General features: G+C 31.8%; 20 protein-coding genes. 7 read left to right on the forward strand and 13 right to left on the reverse strand.

Annotated features, from left to right (window positions below):
* The 6 genes from B2Y85_RS03430 to B2Y85_RS03455 form a co-directional block, all read right to left on the reverse strand.
* Positions 1-459, reverse strand: coding sequence for a PTS sugar transporter subunit IIA (locus B2Y85_RS03430; protein ID WP_372519077.1), 459 nt, complete (start codon positions 457-459; stop codon positions 1-3).
* Positions 460-511: 52 nt separating this feature from the next.
* Entirely contained in the window at positions 512-1,060 is a 549-nt protein-coding gene (gene hpf / locus B2Y85_RS03435) for a ribosome hibernation-promoting factor, HPF/YfiA family (RefSeq protein ID WP_372519078.1), read from the reverse strand.
* Positions 1,061-1,181: 121 nt separating this feature from the next.
* Positions 1,182-2,072, reverse strand: coding sequence for a lysophospholipid acyltransferase family protein (locus B2Y85_RS03440; RefSeq protein WP_372519079.1), 891 nt, complete (start codon positions 2,070-2,072; stop codon positions 1,182-1,184).
* Positions 2,059-3,237, reverse strand: a complete 1,179-nt coding sequence (locus tag B2Y85_RS03445; RefSeq protein WP_372519080.1) for a DUF362 domain-containing protein — start codon at positions 3,235-3,237, stop codon at positions 2,059-2,061. Before B2Y85_RS03445 ends, B2Y85_RS03440 begins: the two co-directional genes overlap by 14 nt.
* Before the next feature lie 10 nt (positions 3,238-3,247).
* Positions 3,248-6,733 (reverse strand): chromosome segregation protein SMC, encoded by a 3,486-nt coding sequence (gene smc / locus B2Y85_RS03450; RefSeq protein ID WP_372519081.1) that lies wholly within the window; start codon positions 6,731-6,733, stop codon positions 3,248-3,250.
* A gap of 170 nt (positions 6,734-6,903) precedes the next feature.
* Positions 6,904-7,341: a hypothetical protein gene (locus B2Y85_RS03455; protein ID WP_372519082.1), complete on the reverse strand. Its 438-nt coding sequence runs from the start codon at positions 7,339-7,341 to the stop codon at positions 6,904-6,906.
* A 222-nt stretch (positions 7,342-7,563) separates the two neighbouring features.
* On the opposite strand from B2Y85_RS03455, the gene rimP reads away from it, so the two are divergent.
* From rimP to B2Y85_RS03490, 7 genes are all read left to right on the forward strand, one after another.
* Positions 7,564-8,019 (forward strand): ribosome maturation factor RimP, encoded by a 456-nt coding sequence (rimP, locus tag B2Y85_RS03460; RefSeq protein WP_372519083.1) that lies wholly within the window; start codon positions 7,564-7,566, stop codon positions 8,017-8,019.
* Positions 8,020-8,029: 10 nt separating this feature from the next.
* The gene (gene nusA / locus B2Y85_RS03465; RefSeq protein ID WP_372519084.1) at positions 8,030-9,277 is read left to right on the forward strand and encodes a transcription termination factor NusA; all 1,248 of its coding nucleotides are present in this window, start codon (positions 8,030-8,032) and stop codon (positions 9,275-9,277) included.
* Positions 9,278-9,315: 38 nt separating this feature from the next.
* Positions 9,316-11,610, forward strand: a complete 2,295-nt coding sequence (infB, locus tag B2Y85_RS03470; protein WP_372519085.1) for a translation initiation factor IF-2 — start codon at positions 9,316-9,318, stop codon at positions 11,608-11,610.
* A gap of 77 nt (positions 11,611-11,687) precedes the next feature.
* Complete coding sequence (gene rbfA, locus B2Y85_RS03475; RefSeq protein WP_372519086.1) at positions 11,688-12,044, forward strand: 30S ribosome-binding factor RbfA; 357 nt, start codon at positions 11,688-11,690, stop codon at positions 12,042-12,044.
* Positions 12,025-13,026 carry a DHH family phosphoesterase gene (locus B2Y85_RS03480; RefSeq protein WP_372519087.1) on the forward strand — a complete coding sequence of 334 codons (1,002 nt, stop codon included), beginning with the start codon at positions 12,025-12,027 and terminating at the stop codon, positions 13,024-13,026. The genes rbfA and B2Y85_RS03480 overlap by 20 nt, the downstream gene beginning before the upstream one ends.
* Complete coding sequence (gene truB / locus B2Y85_RS03485; RefSeq protein ID WP_372519088.1) at positions 13,027-13,731, forward strand: tRNA pseudouridine(55) synthase TruB; 705 nt, start codon at positions 13,027-13,029, stop codon at positions 13,729-13,731. It abuts the gene before it with no gap.
* Positions 13,732-13,773: 42 nt separating this feature from the next.
* Positions 13,774-14,214 (forward strand): hypothetical protein, encoded by a 441-nt coding sequence (locus tag B2Y85_RS03490; protein WP_372519089.1) that lies wholly within the window; start codon positions 13,774-13,776, stop codon positions 14,212-14,214.
* A 70-nt stretch (positions 14,215-14,284) separates the two neighbouring features.
* On the opposite strand, the gene B2Y85_RS03495 is transcribed toward B2Y85_RS03490, so the two are convergent.
* The 7 genes from B2Y85_RS03495 to B2Y85_RS03525 are packed head-to-tail and all read right to left on the reverse strand — an operon-like array spanning position 14,285 to position 23,404.
* Complete coding sequence (locus B2Y85_RS03495) at positions 14,285-16,057, reverse strand: BatD family protein (RefSeq protein ID WP_372519090.1); 1,773 nt, start codon at positions 16,055-16,057, stop codon at positions 14,285-14,287.
* A 5-nt stretch (positions 16,058-16,062) separates the two neighbouring features.
* Positions 16,063-16,833, reverse strand: coding sequence for a tetratricopeptide repeat protein (locus B2Y85_RS03500; RefSeq protein WP_372519091.1), 771 nt, complete (start codon positions 16,831-16,833; stop codon positions 16,063-16,065).
* Positions 16,830-17,852: a vWA domain-containing protein gene (locus B2Y85_RS03505; protein ID WP_372519092.1), complete on the reverse strand. Its 1,023-nt coding sequence runs from the start codon at positions 17,850-17,852 to the stop codon at positions 16,830-16,832. The genes B2Y85_RS03500 and B2Y85_RS03505 overlap by 4 nt, the downstream gene beginning before the upstream one ends.
* Before the next feature lie 3 nt (positions 17,853-17,855).
* Positions 17,856-18,842: a VWA domain-containing protein gene (locus tag B2Y85_RS03510; protein WP_372519093.1), complete on the reverse strand. Its 987-nt coding sequence runs from the start codon at positions 18,840-18,842 to the stop codon at positions 17,856-17,858.
* Entirely contained in the window at positions 18,839-19,714 is an 876-nt protein-coding gene (locus B2Y85_RS03515) for a hypothetical protein (protein ID WP_372519094.1), read from the reverse strand. Before B2Y85_RS03515 ends, B2Y85_RS03510 begins: the two co-directional genes overlap by 4 nt.
* A gap of 44 nt (positions 19,715-19,758) precedes the next feature.
* Positions 19,759-22,497: a hypothetical protein gene (locus B2Y85_RS03520; RefSeq protein WP_372519095.1), complete on the reverse strand. Its 2,739-nt coding sequence runs from the start codon at positions 22,495-22,497 to the stop codon at positions 19,759-19,761.
* A 19-nt stretch (positions 22,498-22,516) separates the two neighbouring features.
* Positions 22,517-23,404: a DUF58 domain-containing protein gene (locus B2Y85_RS03525; protein ID WP_372519096.1), complete on the reverse strand. Its 888-nt coding sequence runs from the start codon at positions 23,402-23,404 to the stop codon at positions 22,517-22,519.
* Positions 23,405-23,439: the final 35 nt, after the last annotated feature.

The following is a 23,439-nucleotide window of genomic DNA, read 5'->3' on the forward strand; positions in this document are numbered from 1 at the left end:
TTAATAGGCATCCTCTTGCTGAATAATTTTTATAACATCTTCTTTTGTTTCCGCATCTTTTATTGCTTGTCTTAAGAATTTATCTTTAAACAATCTTGATATTCTTGATAAAGCTTTTAAATGTTGACCCGTAACTTCAACAGGACCGACTAAAAGAAATATTATATAAACAGGTTCACCGTCTAAAGAATTAAACTCTATACCTTTTTTTGATATACCCAAAACACCTACTTGTTCGGAAAGAACATCTGTTTTTCCGTGAGGTATTGCAACACCTTGACCGATACCGGTAGAACCGAGTTTTTCTCTTTCCAAAACAACATCAATGATTTCGTCCGTTTTTTTGATTTTCTTAGCATCTTTCAAAAGTTCTATTAATTCGATAATAGCATCTTTTTTGTTTTGTGCTTTCAAATCTACTGTAATAGCATCCTGACATAAGAAATCCATAATATTCATTTTTTTCTAAAGCCTCCCAATTTATTTGGCATTTCTGTTTTTTTATTTTATATTACATCTCCGGTTCCAACATTACTAAAGAACCGCTGTCTTTTCTGTACAAAACATTTATTTTTTCCGTAGAGGAATTTAAAAACATATATACTCTATAGTTCAAAGAATCCATTTCGTTAATAGCTTCCTCTATCGATATAGGACGAATATCAAACCTTTTTATTTCGGAAATTTTTGTTCTCGAATCTTCCATTGTGTCGTAAGAGAAAACTTCCGTTTTTATTTTTTTTGATTTTGATACTTTTAAATTTGCTTTTCTGTGGATTTTTGAAATTTCTTTTTCTTTTCTGAGTTGTTTGGATAGTTTATCTATTGTCAAATCTATTGATGCATATAAGTCTTCGGATTCTTCTTTTGCCCTGAAAGCCTTCCCTGCAATATAGAAAGTCACTTCCGTTATTTGTCTGTTCTTTTCAACGGATAAAATAACATGAGCCCAAACATTTTCGCCGTCAAAAAATTTACCTGCTTTTGAAATCTTTTGTCTTACATAAGAATCAATAGCATCCGTCAACTTCAAATGCCTTGCCGTAATGTTAATTTGCATAAGCTGTCTCCTTTGATTATCTTATTTTTATACCATATTTTTACAAACAAAAGCAATTAAAACAAACAACTTTTTTACGACTTAAATAAATTATAAATTAAAAATTTTTAATTTACAACCTTTATTTTGGTTTTTGAGATTTCCATCTTCTGTGAAACCAAAACCAAAAAGAAGGATTTTCTTCAATATGTCTTTGCAAAATTTTATTATATTCCGTCATTATTATTTCTATATTTTTTTCATCGTCACCGGTATCGGGTAAAGCAATTTCTTCAAAAGCGACGACATATCTTCCGTCCGGTTGTCTTGCACAAAAACCCGTGTATAACGGACATTTTGCTCTTAAAGCAAAAACGGCAGGCCCCTTGGGAGTGGAAACCTCCCTATAAAAAAACGGAGTATACACACCCTGAACTCCGGCATGCTGATCCGCTAAAATAGCAACAAATTCATTTCTTTTCAAAGCTTTTAAAACTCCGAGCGGTGCAAATTCTTTATAAATTGTTTTATATCCGCGAGTTGACCTTATACCGTTTATGATATTATCAAAATACGGATTTTCCTGTTTTGCAACAATAACCGATAACGGATATCTTTTAGCAAAAGACAATGCCAACATTTCCCAGTTGCCGAAATGAGCAGACATTATAACTCCGCCTTTTCCCTTTTTTAATGCTTGTTCTATAAGATATATATTCTCAAATTTAACAAAATTCTTTATTTGTTCGTCTGTCATTTTGCTGACAAAAATAATTTCAACTACCGTACAAACAAATTGTTTATAAACATCTTTTGCTATTTTTTTTATTTCCATCTCATTTTTTGCAGGGAAAGATTTCGTTAAAGAATCAATAATATGTTTTTTCCTTACAGGAACAAAAACAAAAGCAAAATCCGCTAATAAAAAACCTATTTTTTTTGCAAAATTTATTGTAAATAAATGCAAAAAAGAAATAAGCATTTTCAAAGAGATATATTCTATGTAATGTTGAATTTTTTTATTTTTTTTCATTTTTATTTATAAATAAACTCGCAACGAAACTTTCTTTTATTTCTACGGCTTTATGAAGACATAACTCATGACAACAAAAACAACCTATGCATTTTTCTTTTTGTATAACGGGTTTTGTTTTACCTTTATTTTTTACTATTGCTTTTACCGGGCAAGATTTCATACATTGCAAACATCCTACACATTTACTTTCGATTATATTCGGTTTTACCCAAAATAACCTGCCGGCATATTTTGTAACAAACCTTGCAAACCACGACGGTAATAAAGTTAAAAATTTTGTAACGGGAAGTTTGGTTTTACTGAAATTAAATTCGGAAACATTATCCCCGACATAAATCATGTTTTGCAAATTCGTATCTCCCAACTTTTTTTCTTTTAAAGGCTTCAATAAAACATTGCTTTTCGATTTGATTCCCATTTTGTCAAGAATGAAAGTATCAAGCATAACCGTATCCTGACTTCCCGCAATTATTCCGTATTTTCTTTTTTGACCGCTCAAACTCGGACCGTTGCCTTCCAACCCGTAAACACCGTCTACTATGGTAAACAATAACTTTTCTTTTACCATTCTGTAAATTTCGGATAACAAATAAGAAAAATCTTTTGGAGTAGGTGCAAGTTTATGATATTCCGCTTTTCGAACTCCGGGAACAATACCATAAAAATTTTTTACACCGCACGTAAACCCCATAAATGTATGTGTTTTTAATTTAGGAATATTTATTATTGCATCACAATCTGTTATTGCTTTTGTAATATAGATTTGCTTTATGTTAGGATGTTGAACCGATACTTCAACACATCCGCATGCTTCAAAATTTACAAGTTCAACATTTTCTTCTTTTGCAAGTTGTAACATACCTGTTTTTTCCCAAATATGTTCTATTCCCTGTGTCAAATTTCCGGGACTATCACCTATTACCGGAATAGCACCCGCTTTTTTAACAATATTTATAACAGCTCTAACAACTTCGGGATGTGTCGTTATTGCCTGTTCCGGAGTGTATGCACTCAACAAATTAAGTTTTATTAGGATTTTTGTATTCGGTTTTATAATATCGGATATATTACCGAAAGATTTTACTATGTTTTCAACAATATTATAAACATTGTCTTTATCATAATTATCGCAATGATAAGCCGAAATGATTGTTTTTAACATATTTTAACCATTATTGCTTTGTTGATAAAATTTGATCTATTTCCTTTTCGCTGTCTTTATTCATTCTTACGGATATTATTTTTGAAACACCTTGCTGCTCCATGGTAACACCATACAATGTATCCGCCATCTCCATAGTTCTCTTATTATGCGTAACCACCATAAATTGAGTCTTCTGTGCAAATTCTCTTATAATGTTATTATATCTTCCTACATTTGCATCATCAAAAGGAGCATCAACCTCATCGAGTATACAAAAAGGAGAAGGTTTTACCATAAAGAAAGAAAATAAAAGTGCAACTGCGGTAAAAGCTTTTTCTCCGCCGGAACATTGCATAATATTTTTAACATTTTTCCCGGGCGGCTGAGCTTTAATATCAACACCGCTTTCCAATAAATTGTTTTCATCCGTTAAAATAAGATCGGCATCTCCTCCGCCAAAAACTTTTTTATATAATGTTCTGAAATTTTCTCTAACGGCATCAAAAGTTTTCTTAAAATTAACGATTGTTGTTTCATTTATTTTTTTGATTGTTTCTTCCAAATCCTGTTTGGCTTTCAACAAGTCTTTCTGTTGACTTTGTATAAAATCATATCTTTGAGATAAACTTTCGTATTCTTCTTCGGCACTCCAGTTAATGGCTCCGAAACTTTCTATCTTCTTCTTAAGTCTTGCAATTTCTTCTTTATCAACTTCAACACCGATATATTGATCTTTTATTTCTTCATAAGTTTTACCGTAAGTTTCTTTTATTTGAGCTTCCAAAATATCTTTTTGTGTATTATAACTTCTCTGATCGGATTGCAAAGAATTTACTTCATCGTTTAATTGAGCAACTTTTGTTCTTGTTTCGGAAATAACAGTTTCTTTTGCGTCTATTTCCCCTTGAATTCTGTCTCTGTCTCCGATAACAATTTGAAGTTCGGTTTCTTTTTGTGTCATCGTTTCGCTATACTTTTGAATATTAGATGTTTCCGTTTCTTGATTTGTTTGAATATTTTGAAGTTCTGTTTCTATTTCGGCTGTTCTGTTTGTTTTTTGTTCTATTTGAGATTTCAAATTGTCTATATTGTCGGTAATATATTTCTGACCGGTTGCACGGTGTTCCAAATCGCTTTTTCTTCTTTCGTAATTATTTGAAATATCTATATATTCCTGATTTGCCTGTTCTTCCTGATTTCTTAATGCATCTATTTCCTGTTCAATTTTACTTAAGGTTTCGTTTAAAGTCACACTTTCCGTTTCCATATCGGAAAGTTGTTGATCGATATCCGCTATTTTTTCATTAACGGTATTAAGAATCTGTTGCTTTTCAATTTTTTCTTTTTGTAAATTTTCTATTTCGGTCGCAGTGTCGGAAATATCCGCTTTTCTTTGTTTTATGGTTTCTTGTAAATTTTCTATCTGTGCACCGATTCTGATTTTTAAATTGTTATTATCTCTGTCTTCAAAACTTATATTTAGTTTAGTATCTTCTTTATTATCAATTTCTTTACTTAAATTTTCTAATTCCTGTTTCGTTTTTTCTATTGTCTGTTGTATCTTTTTTATTTGTTCTTCAACAAGAACAGGTTTATCCGACACATTTTTGGCTCCGCCGGAAACAACGGCTTTCGAATAAATTTTATCATTGTTTACAAATATACCATCGGAAATAAATTTTCCGACATTTTCGTATTCCGGTAAACAATTTAACATTTTAAATAATTCTACGGCTTCTACGGCACTGTCTGTACTTTTTTGAACAGTAATATCCTTCGGAATATTTTCGGATACCAAAAACGATAATTTACACAAATTATTGTCCAACAAATATTTTATTGCATCTTCCGCCTGCTGCATAGTATCACAAATAAGATAATCTATTTTATCGCCCAAAGCATTCGCAACGATGTCTATTCTATCCAAATCCGGAGAAATGATTTCCCCCACACTATATTTAATATACCCTAAACTTTTCACGGCATTTATTGCTGCTTTTATAGGGTTTTCGGCATCCATTTCTTTAATTGTGCTTATCTTGGATTCCAATCCTGCAATTTCTTTATTATATTCAATTTCTTTATCTTTTAGAGATTCTATTTCCGTATCTATATTTAAAACTACTTGTTTACTTGCCTCAACTTTTGTTTCTATTTCTTTTAATGAATTTTGAGCTTCTTGCAATTTTTGTTCAAAAGAAGCAATTTCTTGATTTGCCGGAGCAACATCATTATTTAATCTTTCAATATTTCTGCCTATTGAAGATACAGTTGCTGCAGCTTCAGCTTGTTCTTGAATTATTGAGGTTTTTGAATTGATAAGTGTATTTTTCTTTTGATCAATATAATCAAGTTTTGTTCTTGACTGATCTTCCTGTGTCTCTAAATCGGTAACTTGTTGTTTTATCAAATTATATTTTTCAAATTTCTGTTCCGTTTCTTGTTTCAAACCTGCCACTTCGGCTTCTATGCCGTCATCGGCTGTATTTACATTTTTTAAATCTTCTTCATACTTCAATATTTTTTCTTGAGCATCTTCTATTTCTACTCTTAATCTGTCTTGTTCTTGAATTAAATCCGCATCCTTTTGTTGTAAATTTTTAATTTTGGCATCGGCTAAAGCCGATTCCGTTTTTAAATCCGAATACTCCGAATTCAATGAAATATATTTTTCGTTATTTTCGGTTTGTGCAAGTCTTAAATCCTGTTGTTCCGCTTCAAGTTGATGTAATGTAACATTTGTGGTTTCATATTCTCTTACTTTGGGTTCTATCTGAGCTTTTAATTTTTCTAACTCTTGATAACCTCTTGCCAAATTATTAACAACTTCGGCTATTTCATATTTGGCAAGATCTTCTTTATATTTTTTACACTGTTTTGCTTTTTTTGCCTGCTGATCTAACTGTTTTATTTGTCCTTCGAATATTTTTAAAGAATCTTCCAGTCTGGACAAATCGATTTCTATATTTTTAAGTCTGTGTAAAGTATCTTCTCTTCTTACTTTATATTTCGCAACTCCGGCAGCTTCCTCGAAGAATTCTCTTCTTGTCTCCGGATTTGCCATAACAAGTTCTTCAACTTTGTTCTGTTCTATGATAGAATAACCGCCGGTTCCGATTCCGGTGTCTAAAAACAAATCTATTATATCTTTAAGTCTGCATTGTGTTTTATTTATAAAGTATTCGCTTTCACCGCTTCTAAATAATTTTCTTGTTATTGCAACTTCGGAATAATCTATAGGAATCATATTTTGCGAATTATCAAACACCAATGTTACCTCGGCCATACCTGCGGCGGATCTTGTTTTTGTTCCGCCGAAAATAACATCCTGCATGGCTTTGGTTCTCATTGACTTTGTTCTTTTTTCACCCAAACACCAACGAATAGAGTCGGATATATTTGATTTACCGCAACCGTTCGGTCCGATAATGGCAGACACTCCTCTTTCAAATGTCAATGTGGTTTTATCGGCAAAAGACTTAAATCCGCAAAGTTCCAATTTCTTTAAATACATTATTTGTTTTTTCCTAAAATTATTTTATTACAGATTATTCCTCAAAGATAACAAATCAACAACATTCGGCACTCCTATTACAAACACTCACAGGATAACCAAACAATAGTCGATTTGTTATCTTATTGAAAATACAATATTTGTCAGTTTTGTTATTCTTTATTATCAGATTAAGAAACCTTGCATTTTCTGATATCGGAAAGTTTTACAACTTTTCCATCGCTTCCAACTATTCTTGCTGCAATTGTTACATTTCCGGATTTAAAATAATTCCAATCAAACCACCAATATCCGGATGCAAATCTGCAAGGCAACCACTCACCGGAATTGAAAGACACTTCAACATAACCGTCTGTTGAAGCACCGATTCTCAAAACATAATTATTTCCTGCGATTGTTTCGTTTTCAACAGGATAATCTACTATAACATAAGAATTCTTTTTAGATTCCAATTCTTTATCTTTCTTTACGGAAGAAATTACTTTTTTTGTCGAAGCTGTTTTAGAAACCGAACTTTTTTTCTTTGCAACAACTTTTTTCTTTGCAACAGGTTTTACTGTTGATGAACTTTCTGTTTTTACAACTTTTTTTACTTTTTTTGTGGCCATTTTGCTACACTCCTAAATAATTTTTGTTTACTTAAAATAAACAATAATATTTTTAACTTTTATTGATTTTACAAAAATTACAACAATAAAATCAATATCAAAAAACCGCAATAAAAATGTAAAAGTGCCATATTATTTGCAATATTTCAATTTAATTTGATATAATTAGCAAAGTTCAAAGGTGGCCGATGTAGGTCACCTTTAGTTTTTATAGGGAGAATTATGAATATACCGGAACAGATAGAAAAAATCATTTTGCCTTTGGCGGAAAAAGAAAATGTTGAAATAGTAGACATTGAATATGTAAGAGAAAACGGCGAAAATATTTTAAGAATCTATATTGATAGTCCCGAAGGTGTGAATCTCGATTTATGCACAAAGATGAGTCATCTTTTCGGAGATGAAATTGATAAAGATGATCCGATAAAAGATCATTATATTTTGGAAATTTCTTCTCCGGGTATAGACAGAATTTTAAAAAAAGAAAAAGATTTTTTAAGATTTAAAGGATTCTGTATAAAAGTTACAACGGCAAAAGCCATAAACAACCAAAAACATTTTAAAGGTCAATTGGTTGCGGTTGCAAACAATAAAATAGTGGTTGATGATGTAACAAACGGAATTGCAGAAATAGAAATATTAAATATAGTAAGAGCACAAGTAGATTCAGAAAATTAATGGAGGAAGTATGTCTAGTGAACTTATAAATGCACTTGAAACAATACAAAAAGAGAAGAAAATCTCGAAAGAGGAAATTTTACATGTTATAGAAAATGCTTTGGTTTCCGCATATAAAAAACATGTCGGTAAAGCGGTAAATGTAGAAGCTAAAGTTGATCCTGAAACCGGAGCAATGTCGGCATGTGTAATAAAAAAAGTCGTTGAAGAAGTTTCCAATCCTTTATTGGAAGTAACTCTTCAAGATGCAAAAAAAGTTTCCAAATCCGCAAAAATCGACGAAGAAATAAAAATTCCTTTAGATACTGACGATTTTTCAAGAATTGCGGCACAAACGGCAAAACAAGTTATCGTACAAAAAATAAGAGAATCCGAGAGGGATTCCTTATATGAAGAAATGAAAGCTAAAATCGGAGAAATGATAAATGGTTCTATATACAAAATATCAAACAGAAACATTATCGTTGACTTAGGAAGAACAGAAGCCATTCTTCCCGTATCCGAACAAGTACCTAAAGAAAGTTTTTCAGTAGGTCAACATATAAGAGCATTAATAATTAAGGCCGAAAAAAATGCAAAAGGTCCGAATATAGTTTTATCGAGAACTCATCCTGATTTAGTTAAAGTTTTATTCGAGCTTGAAGTTCCGGAAATATATGAAAAAGTTGTAGATATAGTAAACATAGTAAGAGAACCTGGTCTTAGAACGAAAATTTCTGTTATTTCTCATAATTCAAAAGTTGATCCGGTTGGAGCATGCGTAGGTGTAAAAGGTGCAAGAATAAAACCTATAATCGACGAATTAAGAGGAGAAAGAATAGATTTAATACCTTTTTCAAATGATCCGGTAAAATATATTACGGCAGCTCTTTCCCCTGCAAAAGTTTTGACTGTTGCGATAATTTCCGAAGAAGAAAAGAAAGCTGAAGTTATTGTTGCAAACGATATGTTATCTTTAGCAATAGGTAAATCCGGACACAATGTAAGACTTGCTGCAAGACTTACCGGTTGGCATATAGATGTAAAATCGGAAGAGCAAAAGAAACAAGAAACAGAACAAAAAATTGCCAATAAAACCTCTGCATTGGAACAATTAAAAGGAATTAACGACAAGACAATAGATTTGCTTGTTCAGGCAGGATTTACGAATATAAATAAAATAGCCGAATTGAAAATTGAAGATTTAACAACTTTACCCGGAATAGGTGAAAAGACCGCCGAAAAAATTATAGAAGCCGCAAAAGAAGCAATTAAATAGTTTTATAGAAGATTTTAGAAGAAGGAGTTGATGATTAAATGGCAACAACAACAAAAAAAACAACAAAAAAAGAAAACTCGGAAGAGACAAAAGTAAAAAAGACAAAGAAGACGGCAACGACTAACAGCGGTTCAAAAACTGCCGCAAAGAAAACAAAAGTTTCCTCTTCAGGTTCTACAACTGTGTCCAAAACAGAAAAAAAAGCTCCAAAATCTTCTAAAACAAAAGAAAAGACAGAAAAGAAAACAACTCACAAAACAAAAACCGCAACTTCAGATACAAAAAAAACTTCTTCCGTAAAGAAAACTTCCGTTACAAAAAAATCAAATGTTACAAAAAAAGTTTCGGATACAAAAAAGGCGGAAGAGCAAAACGAAAAAGAAAAGCAGCAAAAAATATTGGAAGAACAAAAAAGAATTGAAGAAGAAAAAAAGAAAGCAGCGGAAGAAGAAGCTGCAAGAAAAAGAATCGAAGAAGAAAATGCAAGAAGGAAATTGGCAGAAGAAGAGGCAAAAAGAAAAGCTGCCGAAGAGGAAGCAAAAAGAAAGGCAGCGGAAGAAGAAGCAAAAAAACCGAAGTTACCTTCGATAACAATAAATGAACTTATAACGGTAAAAGACCTTGCCGAAAAAATGAATTTAAAAGTCGGAGACATATTGAGAAAATTGATGGCTTTGGGAACTCTTGCCACAATAAATCAGAGATTAGATACGGATACGGCAATTTTACTCGCAAATGAATTCGGCTTTGATGCAAAATTATCTTCATTATACGAAGAAGAAAATATTAAAGAAGATTCGGCTGAAGATGACAAAGCAAATCTTCAACCGAGATCACCGATTGTAACAATTATGGGACATGTCGATCACGGTAAAACATCTTTACTTGATGCAATAAGACATAGTAATGTTATAGCCGGAGAAGCCGGTGGAATAACTCAGCATATAGGTGCTTACAGAGTAAAAACATCTACCGGAGAAATAACATTTTTGGATACACCTGGACACGAAGCTTTTACAGCTATGAGATCCAGAGGTGCACAAGCGACAGATATTGTTATATTGGTTGTTTCCGCGGCAGATGGAGTTATGCCTCAAACAATCGAAGCAATAAACCATGCAAAAGCTGCAAATGTACCTATAATCGTTGCCGTGAACAAAATTGATTTACCTACGGCAAATCCCGAAAAAATAAGACAGGAAATAAGTAATTACGGTTTACTCCCCGAAGAATGGGGCGGCGATACCATAATGGTTGATATATCCGCAAAACAAAAAATAAATATAGATTCGTTATTGGAATTAGTTCAACTTAAAGCGGAAATGATGGAATTAAAAGCTAATCCCAACAAACATGCCGAAGGTATTGTTATAGAAGCCAAATTAGATCCTAAAAGAGGTGCGGTTGCTACAGTGCTTGTTCAAAGCGGAACTCTTCATGTAGGAGACAATTTAGTCGTAGGAACGACTTTCGGTAAAGTAAGAGCCATGATTGACGAATACGGAAAAAGATTCGATAAGGCAATACCAAGTATGCCGGTTGAAATATTAGGTTTAAACGAACCTCCTCAAGCAGGCGATAAGTTTGTTGTATTGGAACACGAATCTCAAGTAAGAGAAATAGCTAATGCCAGAAAAGAAAAAGCAAAAGCGGATGCGTTACGCCCTAAACAACATGTGTCTTTGTTGGATTTGAATGCAGGTAAAGCAAAACATCTTAAAATCATTTTAAAAACCGATGTTCAGGGTTCTTTGGGTGCATTGTGTGATGCTCTTGAAAGGATGTCCAATTCGGAAATAAATTTGGAAATAATACATAAAGGTGCAGGTTCTATCACGGAATCCGATGTTGTGTTAGCTGCAGCTTCGGATGCTTTGATTGTAGGGTTTAATATAAGACCTGATGCTGCCGTAGAAAAATTAGCGGAAACCGAAGGTGTAAGCATAAATGTTTACAGAATTATTTATGATCTTATAGCCGATATAAAAGCAGCTATGGAAGGATTACTCGATCCCGATACACAAGAAAAAATCACGGGTAAAGCTGTTGTTAAACAAGTGTTTAAATTGTCTTCCGCGGGAACCGTTGCAGGTTGTACGGTAACCGAAGGTAAAGCACAAAGAAATGTTAAGATAAGACTTTTAAGAGATAATGTTATAATATTTGAAGGCAATTCTTCCGCTATAAAAAGATTTAAAGACGATGTGAAAGAAGTTGAAAAAGGTTATGAATGCGGTATTTCTCTTGAAAATTTTTCCGATATAAAAGTTTCCGATGTTATGGAATTTTTTACTATAGAAAAAATTGCAAGAAAGTTAGTAAGCGAAAACTAAGAACGGCAGAAGAATAGAAGTATGAATGTATAGAGGTATAGAAACGACAACTGCAAACGACAAATTAGAGGATCAACATGAAAGCATATAAGAGAGCAACGAGAGTTGCGGAATTAATACAAAAAAATATAGCTGAAATTTTGAGAGATATAAAAGAGCTGAACAAAGGTTTAGTTACAGTGACATCCGTTAGACTTACGGACGATTTACAAACATGCAGAATTTTTTATTCCGTTATAGGAACGGAAGATGATAAAAAGAATGCGGAAAAAGTACTAAACGAAAACCTTAAACAAATAAGATATCAGCTTGCACAAAACATGGAATTAAGAAGAACGCCTACAATAGATTTTAAGTATGATGATTCCGGAGAAAAAGCGGAAAAAATATTTGAAATTTTAGATAAGATAGAACATGAAAAAGATAACAACTAATTTATCATTACAAAACAGTTCAAAAAAAGAAATTCTTGATGCTATATCGAAAATAATAAAACAATCTAAAACTTTTTTTATAGCCGGGCACACAAAACCCGACGGAGATGCTCTCGGTTCCGGACTAGCGCTTTCATCTTTATTAAAAAGAATGGGCAAAAAAGTTACTCATTGTTCATTGGATCCTGTTCCTCAAGATATGGCTTTTATGAACGGCTCAAAAACTATAAAAATAATAAATAAAATATCCAAAAATTTTGATTGTGCAATTATTTTGGAATGTATAAATTTTGAAAGAATGGGAAATATTATTTCCCCAAATCAAGCAAAAAAGATAATAAATATAGATCATCACCTTGCTCATACAAATTTCGGAGATGTTAATTATATAGTTCCGTCATCATCTTCCGTTTCGGAATTGATTTACGATATTTTTGTAAATTTAAAAAAGAAACCTACAAAACAAGAGGCTGAAAATTTATATGTCGGTATTGTAACCGATACAGGCAGATTTCAGCAATTAAATACAAATGCAAACTCTCATTTAGTCGTTGCAGAATTATTAAAACTCGGCGTTAATTCAAACAAACTTTGCAAAAAATTATTTTTAACAATGGAAATTTCAAAAATGAGACTATATGGTTTTGCTTTATCAAATATTGAAACAGCTTATAACGACAAATTGGTATATATAAAATTAACGAAAGAAATGTTTAATAAAGCAAAAGCATCGGATACCGATACCGACGGTATAATAAATTATTGTATTTCCGCACCGAAAGCAGTAGTAGGTTGTTTACTTAAAGAAGTTGACAAAAAAACAACAAAATTAAGTTTCCGTTCGATAGAAAAATTTAATTTATTAAACATAGTCAGATTATTTAACGGCGGCGGTCATAAAAATGCCGCGGGATGCACTATAAATACAGACATAAACACGGCAACAAAAAAAATAATTCATGCTTTTAAGGATAAATTATAAGTGCAATACAATGATTTTTCGGGCCTTATATTAGTAAATAAACCGACAGGTATCACTTCTTTTAAATTGGTTCATATTATTAAAAAGAAATTAAACGTAAAAAAAGCAGGACATTGCGGAACATTGGATCCTTTAGCAAGCGGTCTAATGATTATTCTTGTCGGAAAATACACAAAGTTTCAGGATAAATTCATGAAGCAAGATAAAGTTTATCGTGCCACAATAAAGTTCGGCATAAAAACCGACAGCGGAGATCTCGACGGCAAAATAATATCTAAATCGGATTTTTCTCATGTAACGAAAGAGTTAACAGAACAAGCATGTAAAAGTTTTATAGGCAAAATCAACCAAATTCCCCCTATGTATTCGGCATTAAAAATTAACGGTCAAAAATTATATGAGCTTGCAAGGAAAGGAATTACAGTAGAGAGAAAGGCGAGAGAAATAACATTTTATTCCATAGATTTAACAGACTATCAAAAAGATAACTTTTCAATAAGAGTAAAATGCTCAAGCGGAACATATATCAGAACATTGTCCGAAGATATCGGAACTAAATTAAAGACCGATACTGTTGTAACAAACTTAATAAGAGAAGAAATCGGAAACTTTAAACTTTCCGATGCACTTAACATTGACGACATAAAAGAAAACGATAATTCTTGTCTTAAACAAGTTGATTTTTTAAATAATAAGTTTATATAATTATAATATTGAAAAATGAAATAATTAAAGGAGATATTGTTTATGGAAGAAAACTTACAAGAACAAACTCAATCTCAACAAGAAACATCTCAGGCAAATAAGGAACAGGCTTTTAACATCAATCAACTTGACAAAAAAACGATATTAATTATAGTAGCTTGTTCTTTGATATGTTTTTTACTCGGTTTATTGTTTGGAACTTTTATAGGAGGTAACGGATCTTCATCTAACAAACAGCCTATGTATCAAAGACCGCCTTTGAACGGTTCTTCCGGGTTTAATCCTCAAGACAGATTTGCAGACGGGAGACAAGGAGCAAGACAAAGACCGCAATTACAAGGAGAGCAACAAGAAGGAAGAGATGTTCCGAACTTTCAGCAACAAAGACAGCAGAGACAGCAACCGCAAAGACCGGAAAGAAGACAAAGACCGAGACAAGGACCAAGATCGAATCAAGAGCAGCCTCAAAATACGGATTTTTAATCATATAATAAAACAAAAAAAAGCAGATGATAAAAAATGTCATCTGCTTTTTTTGTTCCTGTAAGAAACTTTATATATCTAACTTTTTTAAAACATCAAATGTTTTATTATAAAAATCTTTTAGATTTTCATTGTTATTAGTTGAATTTTGGGAATACAATACAACAGAGCATTCATCTATAATATTTTCTATCTGTTTGATTAATTCGGAATTAACCGCCTTTTCTTCCAATTCTTTTCTTATTTTGTAAGCTGTCAAACCGTCTGCGGATTGTCCCACAACAGAAGCAAAATATTCCAATAAACCTTTATACATACACTCATAAAACTCAGTCGCATTTTTAGTTTTTTTAGCTTTTTGAAAATATTTTTTTGACTTTCTGTATGCTTTTTTATTCTTTAATTTTTGTTGATCTTTGTTTACATAATCGACATATTTAATAATCAATATTATCAAAATATACAATATTATCAAAGAGCCTAAAATAATCCATAAAACAGGTCTTTTTATAAAATTATATACTTTAATAAAAAACGACAAATTTATATTAGGCTGATTATTTGTGTTTCCGTAATCAAGTATTTCTTTACTTTGTATCATATTATTATTTATTGTATCGGAACTTTTTTTAACGGATAAATCTTCTAAAATTTTCACTTTAATATTTTTTGCGGGTAAAATTTTTATTTGTTTTGTCTGCATATCAAAATATTTCTGAGATAAAATTTTAATTTCACCCTCACCGGCACTTAAAGGCATTATTAAAGTCGTGAATTCTTTTCCTGTCTCTTTTTCACCTTGTTTTATTATTTTTTCGGATGTTTCATATTTTTTTAAATTATCGGAAAGCATTATCTCCGGTTCTTGTATTGTTTTTATATTACCGTCTCCGGATATTGTTATTTTCAAATCAAACGGTTCGTTTTCTTTTTTATCTTTTTTATCAACCGTTGCCGACATTTTAAAATTACCGACCATACTTATATTTTGAGGAACTTTCAAAACTTTTACATTTATTTCATCGGTTACCAACTCAACAGTTTTGCTTCTTCTGAAAAAACTGGCAAAAAAGTCGTCATAATTTTTCGAAAAATCTTCTATGGACACAGCCAACATAGACTTATCTATTTTAATATTTCCTTCTTGCTGAGGATATAACTCCGTTGAAACTTCCGTTACGACATAGTTTCTGCCGTTAATTTGTGTTCTATAATTATTTTGTGTTGTATTACCGGTAAAAAAGCCTATAAAACTCGGTGCCTGATAAGAAGGATTAGATAATAAATTAACGGAAGTATATAAAGAAAAAGTGTAAATTATTTTTTCGTTAATATATGCTGTTTTTTTATCAACTTTTGATTCTACAAAAACGGCTTTTGATGTATCGAAATTATAAACCTGAGAAGATTGTTTTTGTTGCGGTATTTGTGTATTTTGAACGGACACGGAACTTACGGTTTGTGCCTTTGACACCGATATTTTTATTGGTTCGGTTTCATAAGTCTGTCCGTCATAATCAAGTTTAAAAGAAGGAATTTCATATTCCCCCTCTTTTTTTGGACTTAATGTATATATATAACTTACGGTGTTTGTTATTTGTCCGTTAATTATTGACATACTTTTAGACTGAGAAGAACCGTACGTATTAAAATCTTTCAAAGTAGGAGATGAAAAATACGGTAAACTTTTTGAATCTCCCGTTATTGAAATCGTGAGTTGCAAAGTTTCGTTTAATGCAACGGAAGTTTTATTTACAGACGAATACATTTCAATTTTATTTGCATAAATAACAGTCGTAAAAAAACAAAACATTATAATAGTAATTAATTTTTTTATATTCATACTTTTTACCATGATTTTCCGCTTCTTCCTATTTTTTGTACTGTTCCGCCATCTTTTGCATTATCAAGATTTTGTTTATCCTGTTTATCGAAATAATCCAAAAGATGTTGATTGGGATTTTGTTTTTTTTCATCTTTTTTATTATCTTTATTTTGTTGTTCATTATTTTTCTTATCTTGATCTTTTTGATTATCTTTATTCTGTTCCCGATTATCATTTTTATCCTGTTGATTATTCTTTTTATCCTTATCCTGATTTTGTTTATCTTTATTATCCTGATTATCTTTATTTTTATTATCTTGTTGTTTATTATCTTTGTTCTCATCGTTTTTATTATCTTTATTTTTATCTTTGTTTTGCTGTTGTTCTTGTTGTAAAAATTCTATATTATGTTTTGCCGCCATATCGGAACTATTTATTTTTAAGCAATTCTTATAATATTCAAGTGCTAAATCTCTATCCTGATTTCTGTATGCCGTATTTCCCATATTATATAATGTTGCACTTTTTAGTACATTATCGTTTGTATTGTTTAACACAACTTTATAGTTTTCCATTGCTTTATCATACTCGCCTTTACTATAGTAGGCATTTGCTAAATTATAATTAATCATGGCATTATCGGTATCTGTAGCTTTTGCCTTCTCATAATATTCTATAGCCTTATCAAAATTATTTTTTTTATATTGTTTATTACCCTTCACCATATTTTCGTTTGCATAAGAAACCATGGGAAACAAAAACAATATAAAAATTAAAATTAATGCTTTTTTCATTTTTTCTCCCAATCTTCCGTTCTTCCAACCTTCTGCCGTTTGGTTGCAGGTATAAACAAATACAACAACAAAAATATCAGTGATACTGCTAAAAAGTAATAATATCTGTCTTCCAAATTATTGAATATATTTGCCGTTCCTTCTATTTTATCAAGCTTGTTCAACACTGAAACAAGATTATTAAGAGACTGATCTTGGTTCATATTATAATATCTTCCGCCGGTAGCTAATGCAATTTGTTCCAAAGTAGAAGAATCGAGTTTAGTTACAACGGTTTTACCTTTGTCATCTTTTAAATATTCTTTAAATTGTCCGTTTTCATAAGTAGGAATAGGTTCTCCTTTTTCTGTTCCTATACCTACACAAAATATTTTTGTTTGACTTTCCTTTGCCTCTTCCAAAGAACTTTTTAAATCTCCGTCAAAACTTTCACCGTCGGTAATGATAACAAGAGCTTTTGCATTTGAAGGAACCTTCTTCAAGCTTTCGCAAGCCAAATCTATAGGTGCCGAAATATTTGTTCCGTAAAAAGGAACAGTATCGGTATCCAATAAAGATAAAAACATTTCAAAAGCTTTTACATCCGAAGTTAAAGGACACTGCCAATATGCTTGCCCTGCAAAAGCAATCAAACCTATCCTTTGACCTTTTAATCTTTCCGTTAAATCTTTAAAAATAATTTTGGCTCTTGTAAGTCTGTCGGGTTTCAAATCTTGTGCCAACATACTTTTAGATACATCTATGGCAACAACTATATCGCTTGACAAAGATTTAGCTTCGACTTGTTTTAAGCCCCATTTAGGTCTTGCAAGAGAAATAACGATAAATATCAAAGCCAATATAAAAAAAATATTTTTCAAAAAGACTTTAAAAAAATCAACCGTTAACATTTTGTTCCACAACGAAGAATTTGTAAATTCGTTTATTGTCTTTCTCGACAACTTAAATGAAAACAAAAATATTATCGTTATAGCCAAAACCACCGTTAAGAGTAATAAATTATTTACATTTTCAAACATTTGTTACGGCAACCTTTTTAAGATTGTAATTTTTAATAAAAAACCCATTATCAAAATCCAAAAACCGGGAAACAAGAATTTCATAAATTGTTCGTTATAATTTACGGATTTCGTATGTTCAACCGTAGTTTTCTCAAGATTATCTATACCGGAAAAAGCTTTGTACAAATCTTTTGAAGTTTGTGCGGAAAAATATTCACCGTCCGTTTTTGCCGCAATTTCTTTCAGTAAATTTTCGTCTAAATCGTTTCCTTGTGCCTGCACTTTTCTTTTTCCCCAAAATAAATCTTCTATTTCATAATAATCTCTTTCACTTCCGACACCTACGGTATAAACTTTTATATTATTATCTTTTGCAAGTTGTGCCGCAGTCATAGGACTAATCTCTCCTCTGTTATTTGCACCGTCGGTCAACAAAACAACAATTTTACTTTTACTTTCAACCTTGGATAATCTGTTAACTGCCGTTGCCAGTGCATCTCCGATAGCGGTTCCGTCTGCTTTTGTTATTCGTGTATTTATTAAATCAACAAAATTTACCAAAGCATCTTTGTCCAGTGTCAAAGGACACTGAGTAAAAGCCAAAGAACTGAAAACAACTATTCCCATTCTATCGTTTACTCTCTTTAAAATAAACTCTTTTGCTCTGTCTTTTGCATTTTGTATTCTTGAAATATTAACCGTAGGATCCACTGCTTCCATACTGGTAGATGTATCCATAACAAGCATTATATCTATTCCGTTTGCTTGGAAAGTTTCATATTTTGAAGAACTTTGCGGCCTTGCAAGGGCAGCTATTATAAAAAATATTCCTATCAATATCAAAATTTCCGGAATTATTAAAAACTTAGTTCTAAAACTTCTTTTATTTCCGAAAAAAGACAGTGAAGAAAACTTCAATAAAGGTTTAGAATAATATTTTTCCTTTAATAAAAAAAATATCAGTATTATAGGAATTAAGGATAATAAATAAACATACAAAAATCTCATAGTTTTTCCACAAAACCTTTTGCGGTATCAAAATCATTTTTTATATCTTCTTTAGAAGGTATAAGTTTTGCAAACTTAACAAAATCACAATTTATCAAATAATTTTTTAATTCCCTGTTTTGTTCGGGCGTAATTTTATTTTTTAACATTGAATAAAGTTCAGTTGTTGTTTTTTCCATCCCGTCGACACAATAAGTTCTTGACACATAAAATCTTATAATATCGGAAAGTTTATCGTAATATTCTTTTATATTCCCCTTTTCTATTAAATTAAGGGCAATTAATTCATCCAATTGTTTTAATGCATATTCTTTGGGCGGAACAGATTGTATTATTTCTTCTTGTGTAGGTTTTCTGTTTCTTTTTTTAATGTACTTGTAAATAAAATATATTATCAAGCTTAAAATTATTAATATTATCAAAAAGGACAAATACCACAGTAATCCATGATGAAAATTAACAATGCCTTTTATACCCAATATATCCATAGGCGGATTTTTGGGATCCAAAACACTTTTTACCTCTACAGGTAAAGCATTTGTTTTTACGAATTTTTTTTGATCGATATAAGTGTATGGGATTTCAACGGATAATAATTCTACTTTTCCGGATTTATAAACAGATAAAAGAAAATCGACACTTCCGTCTTGTGCAGGCTGAATATCCAACAATTCAAAATCACCGAAATTCGCTTCCGATAATTTTTCTTTATCCAAAGAATCAACGGTTAACCCTTCGGCTCTTATATTAAGAACAACTTTATCACCGACAGTGATATCCTGTTGCGGTGATAAAGTTTGTTCAAATGCATATAATCCGACAACCGATATAAATAATATTACTGCTGTTAATGCTTTTTTATATAAAAACATTTACCGTTAATTACAAGAAACAAACCGAACTATTGTTGTTGTTCTTATTTACTTTCTTGTTTTGTTCCCTCTGTTTCAGTTTTTTTCAATTCTTCTTTCAATGCTTTTTCTTTTTCTGCCTGAGCAGCTTTTATTTTATCTTGTTCCGCTTTTGCCTGAGCTCTTGCTTTGTCATTTGCCTGTTTTTCTGCTAATTTTACTTTTTCTATTTCGGCATTTGCTTTAGCTTTTGCTTTAACATTTACTTCCTTTTCGGCGGCTTTTATCTTTGCTTCCTCTGCTTTAAACTCAGTCAATGCCGCACCTATCGCTTCTTTTTCTATGCCTTTAATTCTTTCTTCTTCTTTTTGCGACTCCAATTTTCTTTCTGCTTTTATTTGATCCGTTATATTCTTTTCAGCTTCTTTTTTTGCTTCCGCAATTCTTCTGGCTTCTTCTTTAGCCGCTAATTTTTCAGCTGCTTTTTTCTCTGCTTTAAGTTTTTTTGCGGCAGCTTTCTCTTCCGCTTCAAGTTTTTTTATCTCTTCTTTTGACATCTTTTCTCTTGCAGCCATTTCAGCTTTCATTTTTTCTTCTTCGGCTTTTATTTGTTCAGCTGTTTTTGATTTTTCTATAGCTTCAAGTTCCCGGGCAGCCTGTTCTTTTTCTGCTTTTATTTGAGCCTTCATTTTATTTTCTGCATTTTTTACCGTGTCTTTAATTTTTTTTGCATCTTCTTTTGCGGCCTGTTTATCTGCTATTTTTTTCTCTGCGAGAAGCCTTTTTGTTTCTGCTTTAGCGGCATCTTCTTTTTGTTTTTGTATTGTTTTTAACTTCTCTATCTCCGCTTTTGCATGAGCTTTTGCTTTTTCGTTTTCGGCTTTTTCCTCGGCTCTTATTTTTTCAATTTCGGCTTTTGCTTGAGTTCTTGCTTGCTCATTTGCTTGTTTTTCCGCAGCTTTCACTTTTTCCTGCTCAACTTTTGCTTCGGCTTTTGCTTTTTCTTTTGCTTGTTTTTCTATAGATTTTTCCTTTTCTTTAGCAGCTTTTTCTACTGCTTTTGCTTGAGCTTTAGCTTCTTTTTCTGCCGCTTTAGCTTTTTCTTTAGCCTCTTTTTCGGCAGCTTTTATCTTTTCTTTTTCGGCTTTTGCCTGTTCTTTTGCTTGTTTTTCCGCAGATTTTACCTTTTCCTTATCGTTTTCAGCTTTTTCTTTAACTTCGGCTTCGGCATTTTCGACATTATCTTTTACGGCGGCAACAACTGTTTGAGAAGAAGTATTTACATCCGAAGATACTGTTTCAACGGCAGCATCCGCATCTTCTTTTATATTGTTTACTTCATTTTTAACGTTGTTATTTGCAACTTCATTATTGTCACTTACAACGGCTTTCATTGTTTCCGAAGAAATATTTACATCTGTTGTTACAGGTTTATTTCCTGTTTGTTCATTTATATTTTCATTGACAAATCCGTTTTTTTGATTCTTTTTATCTTTTTTATTTTTCTTGGTTGTTTCTTTGTTTTCTTCAATTTTATTTTGTTCCAATTGAGAAGTTTCCGTTATTCCGGCAACAAATTTAGGTGCTTCGCCTTGTTCGGCTTTATTGTTAACCGTCTGTGTAGACTTATTTACTTCGTTTACTATCTTTTGTTCTTCATTTTTTTCATTATCTTTTACTGATTGTGCCGAAGCAGCAACTTCCGGAACAGCAACATTATATTCTTTTAATTTTGATATAGCTTGTTCATTGCCCTGAGCGGCAGATAATTTAAACCACTTTGTGGCTTCGTTAATATCTTTTGCTACACCTTCACCTTCTTCATACATATGACCGATCATATATTGGGTATCGGAATCTTTTTTTAATCTGTTATACTCTTTATAGTAATCCATTGCTTCTTTATAATCTTTTTCTACTTCATAACCGTTATAATACATCTCTCCTAACATATAAAGAGCATCTTCATTTCCGTTAACCATTGCTCTTCTGAAATATTCCAATGAAGCTGCAAAATCAATTTTACCGGTTTCTCCTCTGTAATAAATAAGTCCCAAAGCATATTCGGCATCGGCATTTCCTTGATTTGCCGCCTCGTCATACCATTTTAATGCAGCTTTATAATTTTCTCTGTCATAATAATAACTTCCCAACTCATTTTCCGCTTTAGCATATCCCTGATTTGCGGATTCTTTATAATATTGAAGAGCTTTTTCTTCATTTTTAGAAACACCTTCTCCTTTTTTATACATTTCGGCTAAAGAAAATTGAGCTCTTTTATCACCTTGTTCCGCAGCTTTAAGATACCACTTAAAAGCTTTTTCATAATCTTTTTCTACCAATCTTCCTTCATAACAAAGATTCCCGAGATAATATTGAGCTTCATAATATCCGTATGAAGCGGACTCTTCATAATATTTCAAAGCTTTTGCATCATCTTTTGCCGTTGCTCTTGCATTTTCATACATTTCTCCGAGATAAAATTTTGCTTCACCTACACCCTGTTCCGAAGCTTTTTGATACCATTTAAAAGCTTCTTTATCGGTTTGATGAACATTTCCCGAACCGCTTGCACACAAACCAGCCAACTCATATTGAGCTTGAGCATGACCTTGAAGAGCAGCCTTCTTAAACCAATTATATGCCTGCACATAATTTTGACCGACACCGTTACCTTCAAGGTATTTCATACCTATTTCATACTGTGCATCGGCATTTTTCTCATTTTCGTTAACTACCGCAGCCGCAACATGAATAGAACCGAATAAAAGTACTACCGTAATAAATGCAACAAATTTTTTCATACTACCTCCAATATTATATTTAATAATGTTTCAATGCTTTTTCTTGTCTGGACTTAAAAAATTTTATCAATTCCGATATATAAGGCTTATCCGTATATATATTCATTACATCCGTTTTTGCCGTTTTAAAAGTATCGTCCAAATATTTTTCGTGTAACTTTAAATTTTTATAATATTCTTCTCTGACAATTCTTGACGAAAAATCTATATCCGTCACTAAACCTGTCTCTGCATCTTGTAATCTAAACAATCCTTTTTTAGGAATTTCCTGCTCTTTAGGATCTGAAACTTTTATGCACACTAAATCATGTTTTTTTGCCGTAACTTTCAACATCCTGTCAAAATTTTCATCATAGAAATCAGATATTAAAAAAACTAATGCCTTTCTTTTGCATAATCTGTTTAAAGATTTTAATGCATTTTCAATATTCGTTTTTTTGTTTTGCGGTTTATAGCTCAAAATTATATCTATAAGCCTTAATATATGTTTTTTATTCTTCTTCGGTTTTATATATTGTTCGACAATATCAGTAAAAGTAAGAAGTCCTGCTCTGTCGCTGTTTTTAAGAGCCGAAAAAGCAAGAACCGCCGTAAGTTCGGCAATCAAATCATTTTTTACAATATTCTTACTGCCAAATTGTCCCGAAGCACTCAAATCAACAACAAACATAACCGTTTGTTCTCTTTCTTCATCATATTTTTTTATGTAAGGTTTATTTCTCCTGGCTGTAACATTCCACGAAATTCTTCTTACATCATCACCCGGAACATATTCTCTTACTTCACTAAACTCTAACCCCTGTCCTTTAAAAACGCTATGATACTTTCCGGAAAAAACATCATCTACAAGTTTTTTCGATCTAAGCTCTATTTTTTTTATTTTTGACAAAATATCCGAATTTAACAATTTCTTATCTCCGAATTAAAATATCAAAAGTAAAT

Source organism: Candidatus Ruminimicrobiellum ovillum (genome assembly GCF_002392975.1).
Lineage (GTDB): Bacteria > Elusimicrobiota > Endomicrobiia > Endomicrobiales > Endomicrobiaceae > Ruminimicrobiellum > Ruminimicrobiellum ovillum.

What these genes read in the sequence shown, in the direction of transcription:
- B2Y85_RS03430 (WP_372519077.1), bottom strand. Translation starts at nt 459, where the DNA reads ATGAATATTATGGATTTCTTATGTCAGGATGCTATTACAGTAGATTTG.
- hpf (WP_372519078.1), bottom strand. Translation starts at nt 1,060, where the DNA reads ATGCAAATTAACATTACGGCAAGGCATTTGAAGTTGACGGATGCTATT.
- B2Y85_RS03440 (WP_372519079.1), bottom strand. Translation starts at nt 2,072, where the DNA reads ATGAAAAAAAATAAAAAAATTCAACATTACATAGAATATATCTCTTTG.
- B2Y85_RS03445 (WP_372519080.1), bottom strand. Translation starts at nt 3,237, where the DNA reads ATGTTAAAAACAATCATTTCGGCTTATCATTGCGATAATTATGATAAA.
- smc (WP_372519081.1), bottom strand. Translation starts at nt 6,733, where the DNA reads ATGTATTTAAAGAAATTGGAACTTTGCGGATTTAAGTCTTTTGCCGAT.
- B2Y85_RS03455 (WP_372519082.1), bottom strand. Translation starts at nt 7,341, where the DNA reads ATGGCCACAAAAAAAGTAAAAAAAGTTGTAAAAACAGAAAGTTCATCA.
- rimP (WP_372519083.1), top strand. Translation starts at nt 7,564, where the DNA reads ATGAATATACCGGAACAGATAGAAAAAATCATTTTGCCTTTGGCGGAA.
- nusA (WP_372519084.1), top strand. Translation starts at nt 8,030, where the DNA reads ATGTCTAGTGAACTTATAAATGCACTTGAAACAATACAAAAAGAGAAG.
- infB (WP_372519085.1), top strand. Translation starts at nt 9,316, where the DNA reads ATGGCAACAACAACAAAAAAAACAACAAAAAAAGAAAACTCGGAAGAG.
- rbfA (WP_372519086.1), top strand. Translation starts at nt 11,688, where the DNA reads ATGAAAGCATATAAGAGAGCAACGAGAGTTGCGGAATTAATACAAAAA.
- B2Y85_RS03480 (WP_372519087.1), top strand. Translation starts at nt 12,025, where the DNA reads ATGAAAAAGATAACAACTAATTTATCATTACAAAACAGTTCAAAAAAA.
- B2Y85_RS03490 (WP_372519089.1), top strand. Translation starts at nt 13,774, where the DNA reads ATGGAAGAAAACTTACAAGAACAAACTCAATCTCAACAAGAAACATCT.
- B2Y85_RS03495 (WP_372519090.1), bottom strand. Translation starts at nt 16,057, where the DNA reads ATGAATATAAAAAAATTAATTACTATTATAATGTTTTGTTTTTTTACG.
- B2Y85_RS03500 (WP_372519091.1), bottom strand. Translation starts at nt 16,833, where the DNA reads ATGAAAAAAGCATTAATTTTAATTTTTATATTGTTTTTGTTTCCCATG.
- B2Y85_RS03505 (WP_372519092.1), bottom strand. Translation starts at nt 17,852, where the DNA reads ATGTTTGAAAATGTAAATAATTTATTACTCTTAACGGTGGTTTTGGCT.
- B2Y85_RS03510 (WP_372519093.1), bottom strand. Translation starts at nt 18,842, where the DNA reads ATGAGATTTTTGTATGTTTATTTATTATCCTTAATTCCTATAATACTG.
- B2Y85_RS03515 (WP_372519094.1), bottom strand. Translation starts at nt 19,714, where the DNA reads ATGTTTTTATATAAAAAAGCATTAACAGCAGTAATATTATTTATATCG.
- B2Y85_RS03520 (WP_372519095.1), bottom strand. Translation starts at nt 22,497, where the DNA reads ATGAAAAAATTTGTTGCATTTATTACGGTAGTACTTTTATTCGGTTCT.